This is a genomic window from Pseudomonas avellanae BPIC 631 (assembly GCF_000444135.1).
GTDB classification, from domain to species: Bacteria; Pseudomonadota; Gammaproteobacteria; order Pseudomonadales; family Pseudomonadaceae; genus Aquipseudomonas; species Aquipseudomonas avellanae.
Window position 1 is genome coordinate 1 of record NZ_ATDK01000058.1, and the last position, 15,640, is coordinate 15,640.

A 15,640-nucleotide genomic window follows, 5' to 3' on the forward strand; every position below is an offset into this window, starting at 1 on the left:
AGCGTCCAGAACGGCATGCGACGCGGAGCGTCGCACGATAATCAATGGTCTGCTGGCTCACTCATGGCTGGCGCAACATTTGTATTACTCTGCACTCCCCAGCCAAGCCAGTTGCCATGAACATCACCATCACCGAAGTGCACCCCGCCGATATCCCGCAAACCGTCGACTTCGTCATGCGTGCCCGCGCCGAGATATTTCCCTTGCTCGACACCGTCACCGTACCCCCCGATCTCGCCGGTTTCGAACAGGTTTACCTGAGTGGCAAGGACGGAAAATTTCTGATTGCCCGCTGTGACGAACGAATCATCGCAGCCGTTGGCTATCTGCCTTACGACCATCGCTTCCCGCAACTCGACTACACAGGGCGCCGGACCGTCGAGATCGTGCGCCTGTACGTCACGCCGGAATTTCGCGGTGACGGCCTTGCCAGTCAACTATGCCAGGCGCTTTGGGCGCATGCCGATGCGGGCGCAATAGACGTGCTGTACCTGCACACCCACCCGTTTCTGCCCGGTGCCATTCGCTTCTGGGAAAAACAGGGCTTTGCCGTCACCGATGTGGAAAGCGACCCGTTGTGGAACACGACGCATATGGAACGGGTGCTGTAGAAAGGGTATCGGGGGCGGGTAATGAACCAGCCCCCTTGTTGCAAGCTCAGCGAGGATAACGCTGGCGGGCAGTCTTGAGCAGGTCTTCCGGGGTGATGTGGCCGACTACCGATTTGGCCGCAGCGCTGCCGGGCAACGGCAGGTCTAGAATGTGGCCCTTCATCTTGCCGATCACGTGCATTTCACACGGCTTGCAGTCGAACTTCAGCGTCAGCACTTCGTCACCCTGCACCAGTTGCATGGGCGCGACCTTGGTGCGCACGCCGGTTACCCCTTTTGCCTGTTTCGGGCACAGGTTGAACGAGAAGCGCAGGCAATGCTTGGTGATCATCACCGGCACTTCGCCGGTTTCCTCATGCGCTTCGTAAGCCGCATCGATCAACTGCACGCCGTGGCGGTGGTAGAAGTCGCGAGCTTTCTGGTTGTAAACGTTGGCCAGAAACGACAGATGCGAATCAGGGTAAACCGGTGGCGGTGTGGTTTCTGCCTTGCGTCCACCGCGCGGGTGAGCCTTTATGCGCGCTTCGGTCAGCGCCTCGATGGCATCGCGGCGCAGTGCCTTGAGTTGCGAATTGGGTACGAAAAACGCTTGGGGCGCATTTAGTTTCACGTCCTGAGCATGGTAGATCGTGGTGCCCAGCTGGGTGAGCAGATCACGCAACTGATCCAGCGCCTGCTCGGGCTTGTTGGCTGCACCGAAGGGGCCGTCCAGGCCGATCGTCACGCTCACGCCTTCTTCACTGGTCGCGTTCAGGCTCAAGTGATCTTCACGCAACGTCACCTGCCACTGAATGCCGATGCGGCGCTCGGCGGAGGTCTTGAGCAACGCCTGCTGCCAATTGTGATCCAGGTTGCGGTTCAGCGGATGGTTGGGGCGCAGGCGGGAGAGGGCCGCGGGCATCTCGTTGGGCTCTACACGGTAGCGCCAGCGCTTTTCGCCTTCTTCTTCAAACTCGCCTTTCAGCTCGCAGATATTGGCCCGGAAGCCCACCACTTCACGCTTGATCTGCACATTGAGGCCGTCGCCATTGGACAGCGGCTCATGGGTGACGGCGATCAGGTCACGTTTGCCGAGTTTTTCGACGGTGCCGACTGCCAGGCCGGTAAACGTCGGCGTATCGAACGCACCGATGTCGATCTTGCGGTCGCTGACAAAGTAATCGGTGCTGCCACGGTGAAAGGTCTTCTCCGGGTCGGGCACGAAAAAATGCGCGGTACGGCCGCTGGAAGCGCGCGCCAGGTCCGGGCGGTCTTCAAGAATCTCGTCCAGACGCTGGCGGTAATAGGCGGTAATGTTTTTGACGTAGCCTGCGTCTTTATAGCGACCTTCGATCTTGAAGGAGCGCACGCCAGCGTCCACCAGATCGCCCAGGTTGGCGCTCTGGTTATTGTCTTTCATCGACAGCAGATGTTTTTCAAAGGCGACGACGCGGCCCTGATCATCCTTGAGCGTATAGGGCAAGCGGCAGGCTTGCGAGCAGTCGCCACGGTTGGCGCTGCGGCCATTTTGCGCATGGGAAATGTTGCACTGCCCGGAGAACGCCACACACAGTGCGCCGTGGATGAAGAACTCGATGGCCGCATCGGTTTCACGGGCGATGTCACGAATTTCCTGCAGGTTCAGCTCGCGGGCCAGCACCAGTTGCGAGAAACCGGCCTGATCGAGAAACTTCGCCCGGCCCAGGGTGCGAATATCGGTCTGCGTGCTGGCGTGCAGCTCGATGGGCGGAATGTCCAGCTCCATGACCCCGAGGTCCTGCACGATCAGCGCATCGACACCTGCGTCGTAGAGCTGATGAATCAGCTTGCGGGCTGGCTCCAGCTCGTCGTCATGCAGGATGGTGTTGATCGTGGTAAAGATTCGCGCATGGTAGCGATGGGCGAATTTCACCAGCTCGGCGATATCGCTGACCTCGTTGCAGGCGTTGTGTCGCGCACCAAAGCTCGGCCCGCCGATGTACACCGCGTCGGCGCCATGCAGGATGGCTTCGCGGGCGATGGTCACGTCCCGGGCAGGGCTGAGCAATTCCAGGTGGTGCTTGGGTAACGACATGGCAACGGGATCCGGCAGCGGGCAAAGCGCGCATTGTAGTGCCACCGGCCGCGCGGCGCACCTGTTGCCGGTTTGCGCAGGTCATGGACTGACCACCGGCGCTGCCTCAGCGTGAGCGCAAACGCAGGATTCTCGCACCATCGAAGGGGTCGGTCAGCCAGTGCGCCACGACGCCGAAGGTGCTCAGCAGGCGTTCGGGCGTCAGTACCTCGACCGGCGTGCCCAGCGCCACCAGTCGGCCTTTTTCCATCACGGCGACACGGTCGCAGTCCAGTGCCTGATTCAGGTCATGCAGGGCAATCACCGTGGTCACCGGCAACGCCCTGACCAGGCCGAGAATGGTTAGCTGATGCTGGATGTCCAGATGATTGGTGGGCTCATCCAGCAGCAGAATTTGCGGCCGTTGTGCCAGCGCTCGGGCGATATGCACACGTTGCCGCTCGCCACCGGACAGGGTGTGCCAGGCCCGTTTTTGCAGGTGCAGCATGTCCACATCCTGCAAGGCCTGACGCACGATGGCGTCGTCATTCGCGCTCCACGGCTGCAATGCCGACAGCCAGGGCGTGCGGCCCAGTTCGACGGCGTCGAGCACGGTCACCGCGTCGCTGGTTTCAGCCTGCTGCTCGACCACCGCCAGCAGGCGCGCCACGTCTCTGCGGCTCATCGCGGCAAGTGCCTGCTCACCCAGCCTGACCGCGCCGCTGCCCGGCTTCTGAATGCCGGCCAGCAGTTTGAGCAGGGTGGATTTGCCCGAGCCATTGGGGCCGACAACCGCAAGTGTCTCGCCGGCTGCGATGCTCAGCTCGACATCACTCAGCAGCGTGGCACCACGCACCGAGTAGCCGAGACCCGAGCAACCGAGTACGGGTGAGCTGAGTGACTGCACAAACTCGTTCATCGCGTGCTGTTGCCCCGGACAAGAATCAAGGCGAAGACTGGCGCGCCGATCAGCGCAGTAATCACCCCGATCGGCAGCGCCTGGCCTTTGATCATCGTGCGCGAGAGGATGTCCGCGGCAATCAGGAACAGCGCGCCGCTCAGTGCGCTCAGCGGCACCAGCCGTGCGTGACGTACGCCGACCAGCGTGCGCACCGCATGCGGAATCACCAGCCCGACAAAACCGATGGAACCGACAATCGACACCATTACCGCCGTTACCAGCGCTGCCGTGGCGATCAGGATGATCTGCGCACGTCGCACCGCAATGCCGAGGGATGCGGCCGAGTCGCTGCCGAAGGTGAAGGCATCCAGCGCGCGCCTGTACCAGAGGCACACCAGCAAACCGGCCAGCACCGTCGGCACCGCCAGCCACACCGAGTGCCAGCGCACCCCGCTGAGGTTGCCCAGCAACCAGAACATGATGCCGCGAGCCTGTTCGGAACTGGCGGATTTGGTGATCATGAACGAGGTCAGCGCGTTGAACAGTTGTGAACCGGCGATACCCGCCAGGATGATCTGCACCGACGCTGTGGTGCCCCGCGATGAGTGCGCGAGCAGGGCAACCAGCGAAAACGGCGCTACGGCCCCGGCGAACGCGCCGACCGACATGGAAATCGCCCCCGCGCCAAAGCCCAGAATGGCCACCAGCACCGCGCCGGTCGAGGCTCCGGCGGAAATCCCCAGCAAATACGGGTCGGCCAGCGGGTTGCGCAGCAATGATTGCAGCACCACGCCGCAAATCGCCAGACCGGCTCCGCAGGCTGCCGCGACGATGGCGCGGGTCAGCCGGTAATTCCAGACGATGCCTTCGTCGATAGGGTCCAGCACATAACCGGCCGCCCAGAGTTTGTTGGCCAGCACCTGAAAAACCACGTCGAGGCTGATCGAGGTTTCACCAATCGCCGCGCCGACCATGATTGCCAGCACCAGGATGGCTGCAACCCAGAGCAGATGGCCCAGCGCTACAGGCAGTCTCATCGTGCGGCGTTGAAACGGTTGGCGGCGTCGGCCAGTTCTTCGAACCCGGTGAACAGGCGCAGACCTGCCTGCATGCCCTCGGCGTCGATGATCACGATCCGGTCATGCTTGACCGCGTCCATGTTGCGCGTCACCGGGTCGCTCTTGAGGAAGGCGATCTTCTTCAGGTAGTCGTCGGCCGGAAAGCGGCGACGGTCCATGCGTGCAATCACCAGAATGCTCGGGTTGGCCTTGGCAATGGTTTCCCAGCCCACGGTTGGCCATTCTTCGTCGGACTGGACGATATTACGCATGCCCAGGCTGTTGAGCATGAAGTCCGGAATGCCTTTGCGGCCCGCTACAAAAGGATCGCTGGCGATCTCGGAGCTGGAAAACCAGAACAGCGCAGACACATCGTTGGCCTTGTTCTGGTTGACGTTGGCAATCGCTGCGCTCAGGCGCGTTTTCAACTGCGCGACCAAGGCGTCGCCGCGATCCTGCACATCGAAAACCTGCGCCAGTTGTTCGATGCTCTTGTAGATGGTCTCGATGCGAAAAGGCTCCAGGCGGGTGCCATCAGCGCCGACCAGGTTGTCTTTGCCTTCGCAATCGGACGGCAGAATGTACGTGGGGATTTTCAGGTCATGAAACTGCTCGCGGGTACCGACTGCGCCCTGTTTGCCGACCATCCATTCCAGCTGCACGACCACCAGTTCGGGACGTTTGCCAATCACCGCCTCAAAACCCGGTTCGTTATCGGCCAGGCGCTCCACCTTGTCGTTTTGTGCCTTGAAGCGTGGCAGCACGTTGTTGAACCACAGCGAGGTGCCCACCAGCTTGTCGCCCAACCCCAGTTCGTAGAGCATTTCAGTGCCCGCCTGGCCAATGGTCACGGCTTTGGTCGGTGCATGCGCGAACGTCAGGGTCGAGCCGCAGTTTTCCATAGTCAGCGGATACTGCGTGGGGGCGGCGAACGTCAGGGTAGACAACGTCAGGCAGGCGGCGAGTGCGGCGAGGCGGGGCAGCGACATGAAATGCGGTCTCCATTGGAGCAGGTGCCAAGGCGCAATGCACATCAGGAAACACATCCCCGGCAGATGACCGGGCACGGCAAAAAGTGCCGACGCGTGCGGATGTCCTTCCCGGACACCCCGCCGGTTAGTGGGTTGAATCGTGTCGGCAGGTCTCCTGACTGGCATGTCATCACCACGCTCCGGCCTTCCCGGATCTGAATCCAGTGGCAGTCTTGGAGCAGGCTCGATGCCTACAGTTGCGGGGGCAGTTTCGTTTTGGCCTTTGAAACAAAGCTGGCGAATTCCCTGTTAGTTCCTCTCGGAAACCGACGGCCGGCATGGTAAACGATAAGGGTTCTTGATAGCTAATGCTTTGCGCGCACGCGCAGCAGGCTGTTGATCAGGTGCAGGCGCATCGCGGCGCGTGCGGCATCTCGGTCCTGATGAGCGATGGCTTCATAGATGCTTTCCTGCTCGCGGCGCTGAATGTCCGGGTCATCTACGGCATGCGCTAACGCGATGTTGCCGAAGCCGCTGCGCGTACGCGGCAGAATGCTGCTGCCCAACTGGCTCATCACGTCGGTAAAGAAGCTGTTGGCGGTGCACAGCGAGATCTGCCGGTGGAACTCGAAGTCGGCTTGCAGGGTGTCTTTGCCCTGGCGCGTGCAGCGGTGCAGTTCATCGAGCGCCTGTCGGATCGCGTCGAGTTGCTCGGGCGTGCGCCGTTGGGCGGCGAGGGCGGCGGATTCCGGCTCCAGGCTCAGGCGCAGCTCGATGATCGACACCGCATCGCCGGGTGTGCCGATGGGTGACTCGTCCTGACTGGAGTTGCCGGGCTGCGAGGTATCGACCACAAAGGTGCCGATGCCGTGGCGGGTTTCCACCAGCCCCTCGGCCTGCAAGCGCGACATCGCTTCCCGAACCACGGTGCGGCTGACTCCGCTTTCGCGAATGATCACCTGCTCGGTGGGCAGCTTTTCGCCACTCTGGATCTCGCCATCGCGAATCCTGCGCGCGAATTCGGCGACCAGTTGCTGGGTCAGGCTGGAACGGCGGCCTTTGGGGGAGGTGGTGTGTTCCATGGCAAGGTGATCGGTCCGTTTGGGGTGGCTGAGTATAACCGTACTCGGAACGTGTTTTGTGCGGGTATCGCAGCCTATACTCGCGTATCGGACAGAACTGAGGCTGCAATGTCGGACAACGCGCTTTCCCCGCAAAAAAACCACCGACGCCTGGCAGAAACCCTGGTTGACCGCTTTGCCCAGCGCATGCGTGACGGTGTGCTGGTGCGCGGAGAAAAGCTGCCGTCGGAGATCCACATCATGGAAGCCGAAGGTGTGAGTCGCACGGTGGTGCGTGATGCCTTGTCGCGGATGCAGGCGGCAGGGCTGGTGGAAACCCGCCACGGCGTGGGTACTTTCGTCCTCGACATGCCGCCGCCCGAAGGCTTTTCCGTCGGCCCGGCGACCATTGCCACCGTTGCCGATGTGCTGAACCTGCTGGAGTTTCGCCTGAGCCTTGAAGTCGAAGCGGCCGGTCTTGCCGCCCAGCGCCGCAGCCCGGAGGCGCTTCTGGAACTGAAGCGTGCTTTTGATGCGTTGCTCGAAGGGCCGCAGAAGTCCGGGACGACCATCAACGCCGACTTTCAGTTTCACCTCAAGATCGCCAAGGCGTCAGGCAATGCCTACCTGATCGACATCATGAAGCACCTGGGCACCAAGCTGATCCCGCGCACCCGCATGAATTCGGCCTACACCGGGCAAAGTGACCGCAACGCCTACCTGGCCGGGATCAACGCCGAACACCGGCAAATCTATAACGCCATCGCCGAAGGCAACGTCGATGCCGCGCGCGCTGCCATGTACCTGCACCTCAACGGCAGCCGCATGCGCCTGCGCCGTACTCAGGCGTTGTACAGCGACTGAGCGATTCAAGATCGGACGCAGAGCGTCCAGAACCGCATGCGACGCGGAGCGTCGCACGATAGTTGATAATCAAAAGGCTTTTTTACCGCGATATCACTGACGACGCAGCGGCCCCCGGATCAGTGTCAGGGCGAAGGAACCCGACGAAGTCGGGCCGGAAACGGAGCGGGGATTTTGGTTACTTTGATCCTTCAAAGTAACTCGCCGAGAGTCGAAAAGGTGACTTGAGCCGTAAATACATCCAGCTGACATCGCAGAACCGCTACGTGACTGTGCCGCACATTCAAGAGCGGACGCGGAGCGTCCAGAAACGCATGCGACGCGGAGCGTCGCACGATAGTCAGATCGTTCGCGAAATGCGTGCCGTGACACTCCGCGTCGCAATCTGCGCTACAAAAAGTTGTACTGCACGCCCACGCGCAATCTCAGCTGGCGCTTGTCGTCTTCCGAGTCCACCTTGATGTCGCCCGCCTCGAAGAACGGCACCCAGTGCTTGTCCCATCTGTATTTGAAGGCTGCGTTCTGTTCGTAATCGGTCCTGCCGTTGTCGTAACGGATGTAATCGGCGTCGAAGTAGGTGAACTGATACTCATAGGCCCAGGGGCCTTTGCTGGCGTAATTGACCCAGACGTCGTAACGATTGATCGACTGATCGTCCATCTGGTTGTCGGGCATGTCATGGTTGACCTTGTCGCGGTCCAGTTTGATCGAGTCGTAGCGATAGCGGCCGGAGACGCTCAACTGGTCATTCACTTTGTAACCCAGCTTGAGGCCCATTTTGTACGCCGTGGACTTCTCGATGCTTTCCAGTGCCAGTGACGGGGTGAGCATCCATTTGTCATCGAGCCGGTATTGATAGCTGGCCGTCAGTTCGTGGCCGTTACCGACGGTGTTGTCGAATGCAACGTCCTGTCGGTCGCCTGCGGTCTTGTATTTCAGCTCGCCTTCAAAGCCCCAGCCGCTGTCCAGCCGGCTGCCGAATTTGACCCGGTCGGCATGCATGCGCGTGCTTTCCGCGTATTGGTGGCGGTAGTTGATGTAGGCGCTGTCGGCATGGGTCCATGCACTGGGCAGCAGGGTGGCAAAAGCGAGCAGAGCAAGTGTTTTTTTCATTTTTTTATTCTTGTGGGTTGACGTTTTGGGTGTGTTTGAACAAATCGCAGGCAGCCGGATCCTGTGGCCGTTTCGGCCTGGGCTCACGGTGTCAACAGGTGTCGGGTTTCAGCGGTCACCCGCCAGAAGGCGGGTTATCCCGTCGGGCGCAGGTCCATGTCGCGACTGGCCTGGATCAGCATGCGCGAATACTCGTGCCGAGCCTGGTTGTTGACCAGTTGGCTGCTGTCGAGCGTCTCCAGCACTTGGCCCTGCTGCATGACCGCCACCCGGTCACACAGGTGAGCCACCACACCCAGGTCGTGGGTCACCATCAGGTACGTCAGGCCTTGCTGGCGGCGCAGGTCTGCCAACAGGTTGAGGATCTCGGCCTGCACTGAAACATCTAGCGCCGAGGTCGGCTCGTCGAGCAACAGCACACGAGGCTCGAGAATCAGCGCCCGTGCAATCGCAACACGCTGACGCTGGCCGCCAGACAGCTGATGCGGGTAACGAAACCGGAAACTCTCGTTGAGACCGACCTTTTCGAGCACCTCGCAGACGCGCCGGTCACGTTCGCCGATCTTGTGAATGCTCAGCGGCTCCTTAAGCGCTGCGTCTATGGTGTGGCGCGGATGCAGTGAGGCGTAGGGGTCCTGAAAGACCATCTGCACGGTGCGGTAATGGCTGGCGTCAAGCTTGCGCTGCACCGCCTGGCCGGCCACGCTCAAGGCACCGGTCCAGTGCTGATATTGCCCGGCCAGGCAGCGCAGCACGGTGGTCTTGCCCGAGCCGGACTCGCCCACCAGCACGAACGACTGGCCTTGTTCGACGCGCAGATTGACGTCACGCAGCACGTGGTTCAGCGTGCTGCCAGTGCCGAAACTCAGGTTCAGTGAATCGACTGTGATCATTGCCATGGGAGCGTTCTCAGTGAGTGAGCCAGAGGGGATCGCGCTGCAACACCGGCAGGCTGGCGCGCGGATGGTCGAGGCTGGGCAGGGCGGCGAGCAGGCCTTGGGTGTAGGGGTGACGTGCCTGATCCAGTTCATTGGCGTTCAGCGATTCCACCACCCGCCCGGCATACATCACCAGCACCCGGTCGCAGAAATGCCGCACCATGTTCAGATCGTGACTGATGAAAATCAGCCCCAGATCGCGCTCGCTGACCAGCTCTTCCAGCACGTTGAGCACTTGACGCCGCACTGATACATCCAGTGCCGACGTCGGCTCATCGGCGATGATCACCTGCGGGTCGGTGATGACCATCATTGCGATCATGATCCGCTGGCCCATGCCACCGGAGACTTCGTGGGGGTACAGCTCGTAAACCCGCGCCGGTTCGCGAATGTGCACCTTGGCGAGCATGTCCAGCGTGCGTTCGCGGGCTTCTCTTTTCGAGACCTTGTGATGCGCCAGATAAGCCTCGGCAATCTGTTCGCCTACCTTGATCACCGGGTTCAGCGAGTATTTCGGGTCCTGCATGATCATCGACATGCGCCGGCCGCGAATGCCCTGCATCTGTTTTTCGCTGCAGTCGAGCAGGTTGATATCGCCAAAACGCAGGGTTTTTGCGGTGACCTTCGCCGTTGCCGGGTGCAGACGCAGCAGGCTACGGCCAACGGTGGACTTGCCCGAGCCGGACTCGCCGACAATCGCCAGTTTCTCGCGGCCCAGCGCGAACGACACATCGCGGACCGCCGCTGTGACCTTGCCCGCATGACTGAACTCGACCCGTAAATCCTCCACCGCAAGCTTTATCTGTGACATGGTTTGAGCCTCCGTTATTTTTATTCTTTGTGTGTCATTCGCTGCTTGTTATTCGAAACAGGTCATTCGCTGCGCGGATCGAGCACATCGCGCAGGCCGTCGCCCAGCAGATTGAACGCCAGGCTGACCAGCATGATGGTGGCGCCGGGTGCCGCCACCAGCCACCAGCTTTCGAGCATGTAGCGCCGGCCGCTGGAAATCATCGCGCCCCATTCCGGCAGCGGTGCCTGAGCGCCGAGGCCGAGAAAGCCCAGTGCAGCGGCGGTGAGGATAATGCTGGCCATGTTCATGGTCAGGCGGATGATCACCGAGGACAGGCACATCGGAATGATGTGGCGTCCGATCACCCGCACCGCCGAGGCGCCTTGCAGCTTCACCGCCACAACGAAATCGGCGTTGCGCAGCGACAGGGTTTCGGCCCGTGCCAGGCGTGCGATTGGCGGCCAGGCGGTGAGGGCGATGGCGATGACCGCGTGCTCCAGACCCGGACCAAGGGCGGCGATGAACGCCAGCGCCAGCACCAGGCTGGGGAACGAGATGAAGATGTCGGTGATGCGCATGAACAGGCTGTCCACCCAGCCGCCGAAATAGCCGGACACAGTGCCGATCAACAGGCCGATCGGGCCGACGATCACGGTCACCAGCATCACGATGTACAGCGTGATACGCGAGCCATATACCAACCGGCTGAACACATCGCGGCCGTATTCATCGGTGCCGAACCAGTGCTGTGCGCCGGGCATGCGCAAGGCCGCAGACAGGTCCTGGGCGAGCGGGTCATGGGTGGCGATCCACGGCGCGAACAGGGCAACAATCAGCAGCGTCACGATGACAAGCAGGCCCGCCAGGGTCATCGGGTTGCGCAACAGAAAACGCATCAGGCGAACGCCGCTGGCAGCGAGGGCCGCAAGGCTTGATGCCGGGACCTGGATGACCGGTTTGGCGCTGCTTGCAAGGGAAGTATTCATCAGCGGGTTCTCGGGTCGAAGACTTTATAAAGCGCGTCACTGATCTGGTTGAGGATCACGAAGATCAGACCGATCAGCAGTACACAGGCCATCACCGCATTCATGTCACCGAGCAGCAGGCTGCTGGTCAGGTACTGGCCGAAGCCGGGCCAGGCAAACACGGTTTCGATCAACACCGCGCCTTCCAGCAGACCGCCGTAGGCGAGGGCGACGATGGTCAGCAACTGCACGCGAATATTGCGGAACGCATGGCCCCAGACGATGCGTCGCTGCGTGAGGCCCTTGACTCGTGCGGTGATGATGTATTCCTGCGACAGCTGTTCGAGCATGAAGCTGCGCGTCATGCGGCTGATGTAGGCCACCGAATTGAAACTGAGGATCACCGCGGGCAACAGGATGTGGCGCAGTGCGCTGCGAAAGGCCTCCCAGTCACCGGACAAGGCGGTGTCAATCAGCAGCAGGCCGGTGCGGGTTTCGATCAGGCCGTCATACGCCAGGCCGATGCGACCCACCCCGCCAGCCCAACCCAGCCAGGCGTAGAACACCAGAAAAGCCATCATGCCCAGCCAGAAAATCGGCGTGGAGTAGCCGAACAGGGTGATGACCCTGGCGATGTGGTCGCCGCTACGGCCTTGATGCGTGGCGGCGTAAACGCCCAGCGGCAGGCCGATGAGCACGCCGAACAGAATCGCCAGCGTGGCCAGTTCCAGGGGCGCCGGGAACACCCGCACGATGTCGTCGATCACCGGGTGCCCGGTGAGCAGGGCTTTGCCCAGGTCGCCGTGCAGCAGGTCGCTGAGGTACATCACGAACTGAGTGATCAACGGTTTGTCCAGCCCCAGCTCCTGATACGCCTGAGCGTAGGCGGCTGCATCGGCGTCCGGGCCGACGATGGCCAGCACCGGGTCCAGCGGCATGACCCGGCCAATGAAGAAAGTGAGCAACAGCAGGCCGAACAGGGTCGCCGCCACTGATCCGCTGCGTCGGGTGCCGTGCGCGACCCGACTGCTCCAAAATGAAATCGATGCACTCGACATGGTTATTCCTGCCTTGGCTTGAGCGATTGAATGCGTGGGTTCAGCGTTGCTTGTAGACGTCACGCAGTCGGGTGGTGGCGGCGCTGTGCCCCAGGTAATCCTGGACATCGGCGTGGATCACCACTTCGTCGGTCATCTGTGAAAGCGGCATGATCGGCCCGGCTTTCTGGTCGTAGAGCGTCTGAATGCGCTGATAGTCGGCCAGTTGTTGCCCGGCATCACGCTCACGCTCGGCCTGCTCGATCAGTTGGTTGATCTCGGCGTTGTAGAACGAGGTGCGCCAGCCCTGAAAGTTGCTCAGCCGGGCCTCTTCGCGGTTGTCCGGGTTGTAGATCAGCGCGCGCAGGCTGGAGTGCGGATGGCGCTCGGCACCGCCGCCGCCACGCCCGACCAGAATGTCGAAACGCCGGTCGCGCATTGCGCCATAGATCTGGTTGCCGGTGCCGGTGATGATCGTCGCCTGAATGCCGGCCTGGGCCAGGGTCGATTGCAGGCTGGTGGCTATGTTGATGAACGGTGAATCGGTCAGCGAACGAATGGTGATCTTGAAGCCGTTCGGGTGCCCGGCTTCTGCCAGCAGGCGCTTGGCCTCGGCGACATTCAGCGCGTAGCCCGGATCATCAAGCCTGGCCGCCAGCCCCAGTTGCAACGGGCGCTGATTGATCACGCCGTAATGCGGCATGACCACGTTGTTGATGCCCTGATAGTCGATCAGCGCGCGGATGGCCTGACGCACACGGATGTCCTGAAACAGGGGTTGCTCCATGCTCAACGCGACGTAGTACAGCGTGCCGCGCGGGATGGTCTGCACGCTGACGTCTTTGGAGCGGGTCAGGGCCTTGATGTCGCTGGCCGCCATGCCGCGCGCCACGTCCAGATCGCCGCGCTCGACCATCAGGCGCAGCGCCTGCGACTCGGTCATGTTGCGCATGATCACCCGGCGCATTTTCGCCGGTCCGCGCCAGTACGAGTCGAAGCGGCTCATCAGGATCACGTCGTTGGCGCGCCAGATGTCCAGCTTGAACGCCCCGGAGCCCGCCGTGTGGGTGGTCAGCCAGCCGGCACCCAGATCATCGCCCCTGGCGTGTTGCAGCGCGTTCGAACGGTCGATGACAAACGCGCTGGGCGAGGTTGCCAGAGTGTTGAGTACCAGCATCGGGTCGGTGGCTTTGGGCAAATCGAGCACAAACGTCGAAGGCCCTTCGGCGCGCATCAGCTCGCTGACGTTTTTCGCGGTGTAACCGTAGGCTTTCCAGGTCGAGGCCAGGGCCTTGTTGAGTGTGACCACGCGTTGCAGCGACCAGGCAACGTCCTGAGCCGTGAGCGGGTTGCCGGAGTGAAACATCACCCCCGTACGCAAGTGAAAGGTCAGGCGCATGCGGTCAGGGCTGATTTCCCAGCGCTCGGCCAGCGCCGGAATCAACTGATCGGGGCGCGCGGCATCCTGCTCCAGCAGCATGTCGTAGACATTGGCGTTGACCTCGGACACCTCGAGGCCGGTGGCACCTGCCGGGTCCAGCGACAGCAGGTTGATCATGCTCATGCCGATTACCAGTTGATCGACCGGTGTTTCGCCACGCGCCAGGGCGTGCGGGGTGTGCATGAATGTCGCCGTCATGGCGAGGCATAGCAGCCAGGGCAGGCGCTGGGGCCAGAATTTCATGGGGGCAGTCCTTTTTTATATTTATTAGACGCGGTGCACAGATGCCGTGCGAAGGGCGCGCTGCGGGCCTTTCGCGGTGTTGCCAGTCAGTAGCGTTGTTCGGTGTGTGTCTCGATATAGCTGAAGTTGATGTCTTCGCCCAGCCCCGGCTTTTCAGAGAGGTGCACAAAACCGTCGCTGTCCATCGGGTCGACGAGCGTGTTGAGGTAAGCGGGCACCTCGTCGTAATCGAGAAACGGGTGCAGCAGGCCGCGCTCGTACCAGCGGCAGTTGCTGATTGCGCCGACCACGGCCAGGTTGGCAGCGCCGTTGCCGTGGACTTCACAGTCCATGCCGAACGACTCTGCCAGGTGCGCGACCTTCAGGCACGGCCCGATGCCGCCGACGCCCGCCACACCGGCACGCAGAATGTCGCAGGCCTTGTTGGTTACCCAACTGGCGCGGCTGTGGTACTTGCCGGCAATGCTCTCCGGGCCGAGCACAGGAATATCCAGATTGGCCGCCAGCCAGGCATAGGATTCGGCGGAGTCTTCCATCATCGGTTCTTCGAACCAGGCGAAGTCGAGCTTTTGCAGTTCGCGACCGATGTACAGCGCGTCGGTGCGGCTGTACCAGTGGTAGCCGTCGAGCATCAGGGCGATGTCCGGCCCAACCGCCTCGCGCACGGCAGCGCAGGCCTGCACATCCATGCGCGGGTTTGGCGCAAACGAAATCGGTGGCATCCAGGTGTGCAGCTTGATGCCCTTGTAGCCGCGCTGCACCAGCTTCTCGGCAAATTGCCCGTATTCATCCGGGGTGGACAGCCCGCCGGGCAGGTCGTCGCCGCACATGGTCGAGCCGTAGGCCAGCACCTTGTCGCGATAGCCGCCCAGCAGTTTGTGCACGGGCAGTTTCAAGGCGCGTCCGGCCAGATCCCACAGCGCCTGCTCCACCAGCGCCAACGCACGGTCGGTGAACTGACTGGCACTGCCACGTTGCCAGTGGGCCAGTTCCTGCCAGATTTTCTCGCGGTTCATCGGGTTCTGGCCGATCAGCACTTTCTTGACGAACGACTCGATGATGTGCGGGCGAATCAATTCCGGCGGACCGAAGGAAAACCCTTCGCTGCCATCGTCACAAGCGATGCGCAGCATGGCCATTCTGACCGGTTTTTCTTCGCCAGGATGAGCGTGGCCCGCGCTGTCTACAGCACGGCGCGAAGGGAAGGAAAAGACGTCGACACTGACCGAGGTGATGTTCATGGTGACCTTCATGGATATTGTTGTTATCAGATTTATTCGTATGTCGTCATACAACACTTGGGCGATTATTTGCAGTGTTGTCGGACAATGTCAATAGTCGTATGACGAATATTTCCAATATTATTGGGGTTTATTGATGGTTATGTTTGATTTTCGTGGTCTGGCTGAGGATGAGTGGTTTGCCGATAACTTAAGTCGTTATACCTTTTAGGGGTTCGATGACCCAGGTGCCAATGCATCGGCATGCAGACCACAAGTCTGCGCTGCACATCGGACGCAGAGCGTCCAGAGCGGCATGCGACGCGGAGCGTCGCACGATAGTTGGTAATCAAAAGGCTTTTTTACCGCGATATCACTGACATCGCAAAACC

The 15,640-nt window shown here is 61.3% G+C and carries 14 protein-coding genes, 1 pseudogene and 1 riboswitch; of the genes and pseudogenes, 3 read left to right on the top strand and 12 right to left on the bottom strand.

Translation table 11 applies throughout. The features are described 5' to 3' along the window. Positions 1-116: 116 nt before the first annotated feature. Positions 117-611: a GNAT family N-acetyltransferase gene (locus tag DW49_RS0104515; RefSeq protein ID WP_005618832.1), complete on the top strand. Its 495-nt coding sequence runs from the start codon at positions 117-119 to the stop codon at positions 609-611. Positions 612-657: 46 nt separating this feature from the next. Here DW49_RS0104515 and DW49_RS0104520 read toward each other — a convergent pair whose 3' ends face one another. The 5 genes from DW49_RS0104520 to DW49_RS0104540 all read right to left on the bottom strand — a co-directional run bounded on the left by DW49_RS0104520 (position 658) and on the right by DW49_RS0104540 (position 6,655). Continuing rightward, positions 658-2,664: a peptidase U32 family protein gene (locus DW49_RS0104520; protein WP_024420426.1), complete on the bottom strand. Its 2,007-nt coding sequence runs from the start codon at positions 2,662-2,664 to the stop codon at positions 658-660. 106 nt (positions 2,665-2,770) lie between these two features. Continuing rightward, on the bottom strand, positions 2,771-3,562 hold the full coding sequence (locus DW49_RS0104525) for an ABC transporter ATP-binding protein (protein ID WP_005618829.1): 792 nt from the start codon (positions 3,560-3,562) through the stop codon (positions 2,771-2,773). Then, positions 3,559-4,581 (bottom strand): FecCD family ABC transporter permease, encoded by a 1,023-nt coding sequence (locus DW49_RS0104530; RefSeq protein ID WP_024420427.1) that lies wholly within the window; start codon positions 4,579-4,581, stop codon positions 3,559-3,561. Before DW49_RS0104530 ends, DW49_RS0104525 begins: the two co-directional genes overlap by 4 nt. Next, positions 4,578-5,591: an ABC transporter substrate-binding protein gene (locus DW49_RS0104535; RefSeq protein WP_005618826.1), complete on the bottom strand. Its 1,014-nt coding sequence runs from the start codon at positions 5,589-5,591 to the stop codon at positions 4,578-4,580. The genes DW49_RS0104530 and DW49_RS0104535 overlap by 4 nt, the downstream gene beginning before the upstream one ends. A 130-nt stretch (positions 5,592-5,721) precedes the next feature. Then, positions 5,722-5,919, bottom strand: a riboswitch (cobalamin riboswitch). Positions 5,920-5,938: 19 nt separating this feature from the next. Continuing rightward, the gene (locus DW49_RS0104540; RefSeq protein WP_005618825.1) at positions 5,939-6,655 is read right to left on the bottom strand and encodes a FadR/GntR family transcriptional regulator; all 717 of its coding nucleotides are present in this window, start codon (positions 6,653-6,655) and stop codon (positions 5,939-5,941) included. 108 nt (positions 6,656-6,763) lie between these two features. Here DW49_RS0104540 and DW49_RS0104545 point away from each other — a divergent pair, with 108 nt between their 5' ends. Then, entirely contained in the window at positions 6,764-7,498 is a 735-nt protein-coding gene (locus DW49_RS0104545) for a FadR/GntR family transcriptional regulator (protein WP_005618824.1), read from the top strand. Between the two features lie 390 nt (positions 7,499-7,888). Here the strand turns inward: DW49_RS0104545 and DW49_RS0104550 are convergent, their stop codons facing one another. The 7 genes from DW49_RS0104550 to DW49_RS0104580 form a co-directional block, all read right to left on the bottom strand. Then, on the bottom strand, positions 7,889-8,611 hold the full coding sequence (locus DW49_RS0104550; protein WP_005618823.1) for an oligogalacturonate-specific porin KdgM family protein: 723 nt from the start codon (positions 8,609-8,611) through the stop codon (positions 7,889-7,891). Between the two features lie 134 nt (positions 8,612-8,745). After that, positions 8,746-9,510, bottom strand: a complete 765-nt coding sequence (locus DW49_RS0104555) for an ABC transporter ATP-binding protein (RefSeq protein ID WP_005618822.1) — start codon at positions 9,508-9,510, stop codon at positions 8,746-8,748. Between the two features lie 10 nt (positions 9,511-9,520). Further along, complete coding sequence (locus DW49_RS0104560) at positions 9,521-10,360, bottom strand: ABC transporter ATP-binding protein (RefSeq protein ID WP_005618821.1); 840 nt, start codon at positions 10,358-10,360, stop codon at positions 9,521-9,523. A gap of 62 nt (positions 10,361-10,422) precedes the next feature. Further along, positions 10,423-11,328, bottom strand: a complete 906-nt coding sequence (locus tag DW49_RS0104565) for an ABC transporter permease (protein ID WP_005618820.1) — start codon at positions 11,326-11,328, stop codon at positions 10,423-10,425. Then, entirely contained in the window at positions 11,328-12,365 is a 1,038-nt protein-coding gene (locus DW49_RS0104570) for an ABC transporter permease (RefSeq protein WP_005618819.1), read from the bottom strand. The genes DW49_RS0104565 and DW49_RS0104570 overlap by 1 nt, the downstream gene beginning before the upstream one ends. A gap of 40 nt (positions 12,366-12,405) precedes the next feature. Next, positions 12,406-14,028, bottom strand: a complete 1,623-nt coding sequence (locus tag DW49_RS0104575; RefSeq protein ID WP_005618818.1) for an ABC transporter substrate-binding protein — start codon at positions 14,026-14,028, stop codon at positions 12,406-12,408. A gap of 86 nt (positions 14,029-14,114) precedes the next feature. Beyond that, positions 14,115-15,269 (bottom strand): mandelate racemase family protein, encoded by a 1,155-nt coding sequence (locus DW49_RS0104580; RefSeq protein ID WP_005618817.1) that lies wholly within the window; start codon positions 15,267-15,269, stop codon positions 14,115-14,117. Between DW49_RS0104580 and DW49_RS1000000133550 the strand changes: the two are divergent. Next, positions 15,268-15,480 (top strand): annotated as a pseudogene (locus DW49_RS1000000133550) (hypothetical protein). The gene DW49_RS0104580 and the pseudogene DW49_RS1000000133550 sit on opposite strands and share 2 nt — an antisense overlap. Positions 15,481-15,640 lie beyond the last annotated feature (160 nt).

Coding starts and splice junctions, on each gene's coding strand:
- DW49_RS0104515 (WP_005618832.1), top strand. CDS start 117: ATGAACATCACCATCACCGAAGTGCACCCCGCCGATATCCCGCAAACC.
- DW49_RS0104520 (WP_024420426.1), bottom strand. CDS start 2,664: ATGTCGTTACCCAAGCACCACCTGGAATTGCTCAGCCCTGCCCGGGAC.
- DW49_RS0104525 (WP_005618829.1), bottom strand. CDS start 3,562: ATGAACGAGTTTGTGCAGTCACTCAGCTCACCCGTACTCGGTTGCTCG.
- DW49_RS0104530 (WP_024420427.1), bottom strand. CDS start 4,581: ATGAGACTGCCTGTAGCGCTGGGCCATCTGCTCTGGGTTGCAGCCATC.
- DW49_RS0104535 (WP_005618826.1), bottom strand. CDS start 5,591: ATGTCGCTGCCCCGCCTCGCCGCACTCGCCGCCTGCCTGACGTTGTCT.
- DW49_RS0104540 (WP_005618825.1), bottom strand. CDS start 6,655: ATGGAACACACCACCTCCCCCAAAGGCCGCCGTTCCAGCCTGACCCAG.
- DW49_RS0104545 (WP_005618824.1), top strand. CDS start 6,764: ATGTCGGACAACGCGCTTTCCCCGCAAAAAAACCACCGACGCCTGGCA.
- DW49_RS0104550 (WP_005618823.1), bottom strand. CDS start 8,611: ATGAAAAAAACACTTGCTCTGCTCGCTTTTGCCACCCTGCTGCCCAGT.
- DW49_RS0104555 (WP_005618822.1), bottom strand. CDS start 9,510: ATGGCAATGATCACAGTCGATTCACTGAACCTGAGTTTCGGCACTGGC.
- DW49_RS0104560 (WP_005618821.1), bottom strand. CDS start 10,360: ATGTCACAGATAAAGCTTGCGGTGGAGGATTTACGGGTCGAGTTCAGT.
- DW49_RS0104565 (WP_005618820.1), bottom strand. CDS start 11,328: ATGAATACTTCCCTTGCAAGCAGCGCCAAACCGGTCATCCAGGTCCCG.
- DW49_RS0104570 (WP_005618819.1), bottom strand. CDS start 12,365: ATGTCGAGTGCATCGATTTCATTTTGGAGCAGTCGGGTCGCGCACGGC.
- DW49_RS0104575 (WP_005618818.1), bottom strand. CDS start 14,028: ATGAAATTCTGGCCCCAGCGCCTGCCCTGGCTGCTATGCCTCGCCATG.
- DW49_RS0104580 (WP_005618817.1), bottom strand. CDS start 15,269: ATGAACATCACCTCGGTCAGTGTCGACGTCTTTTCCTTCCCTTCGCGC.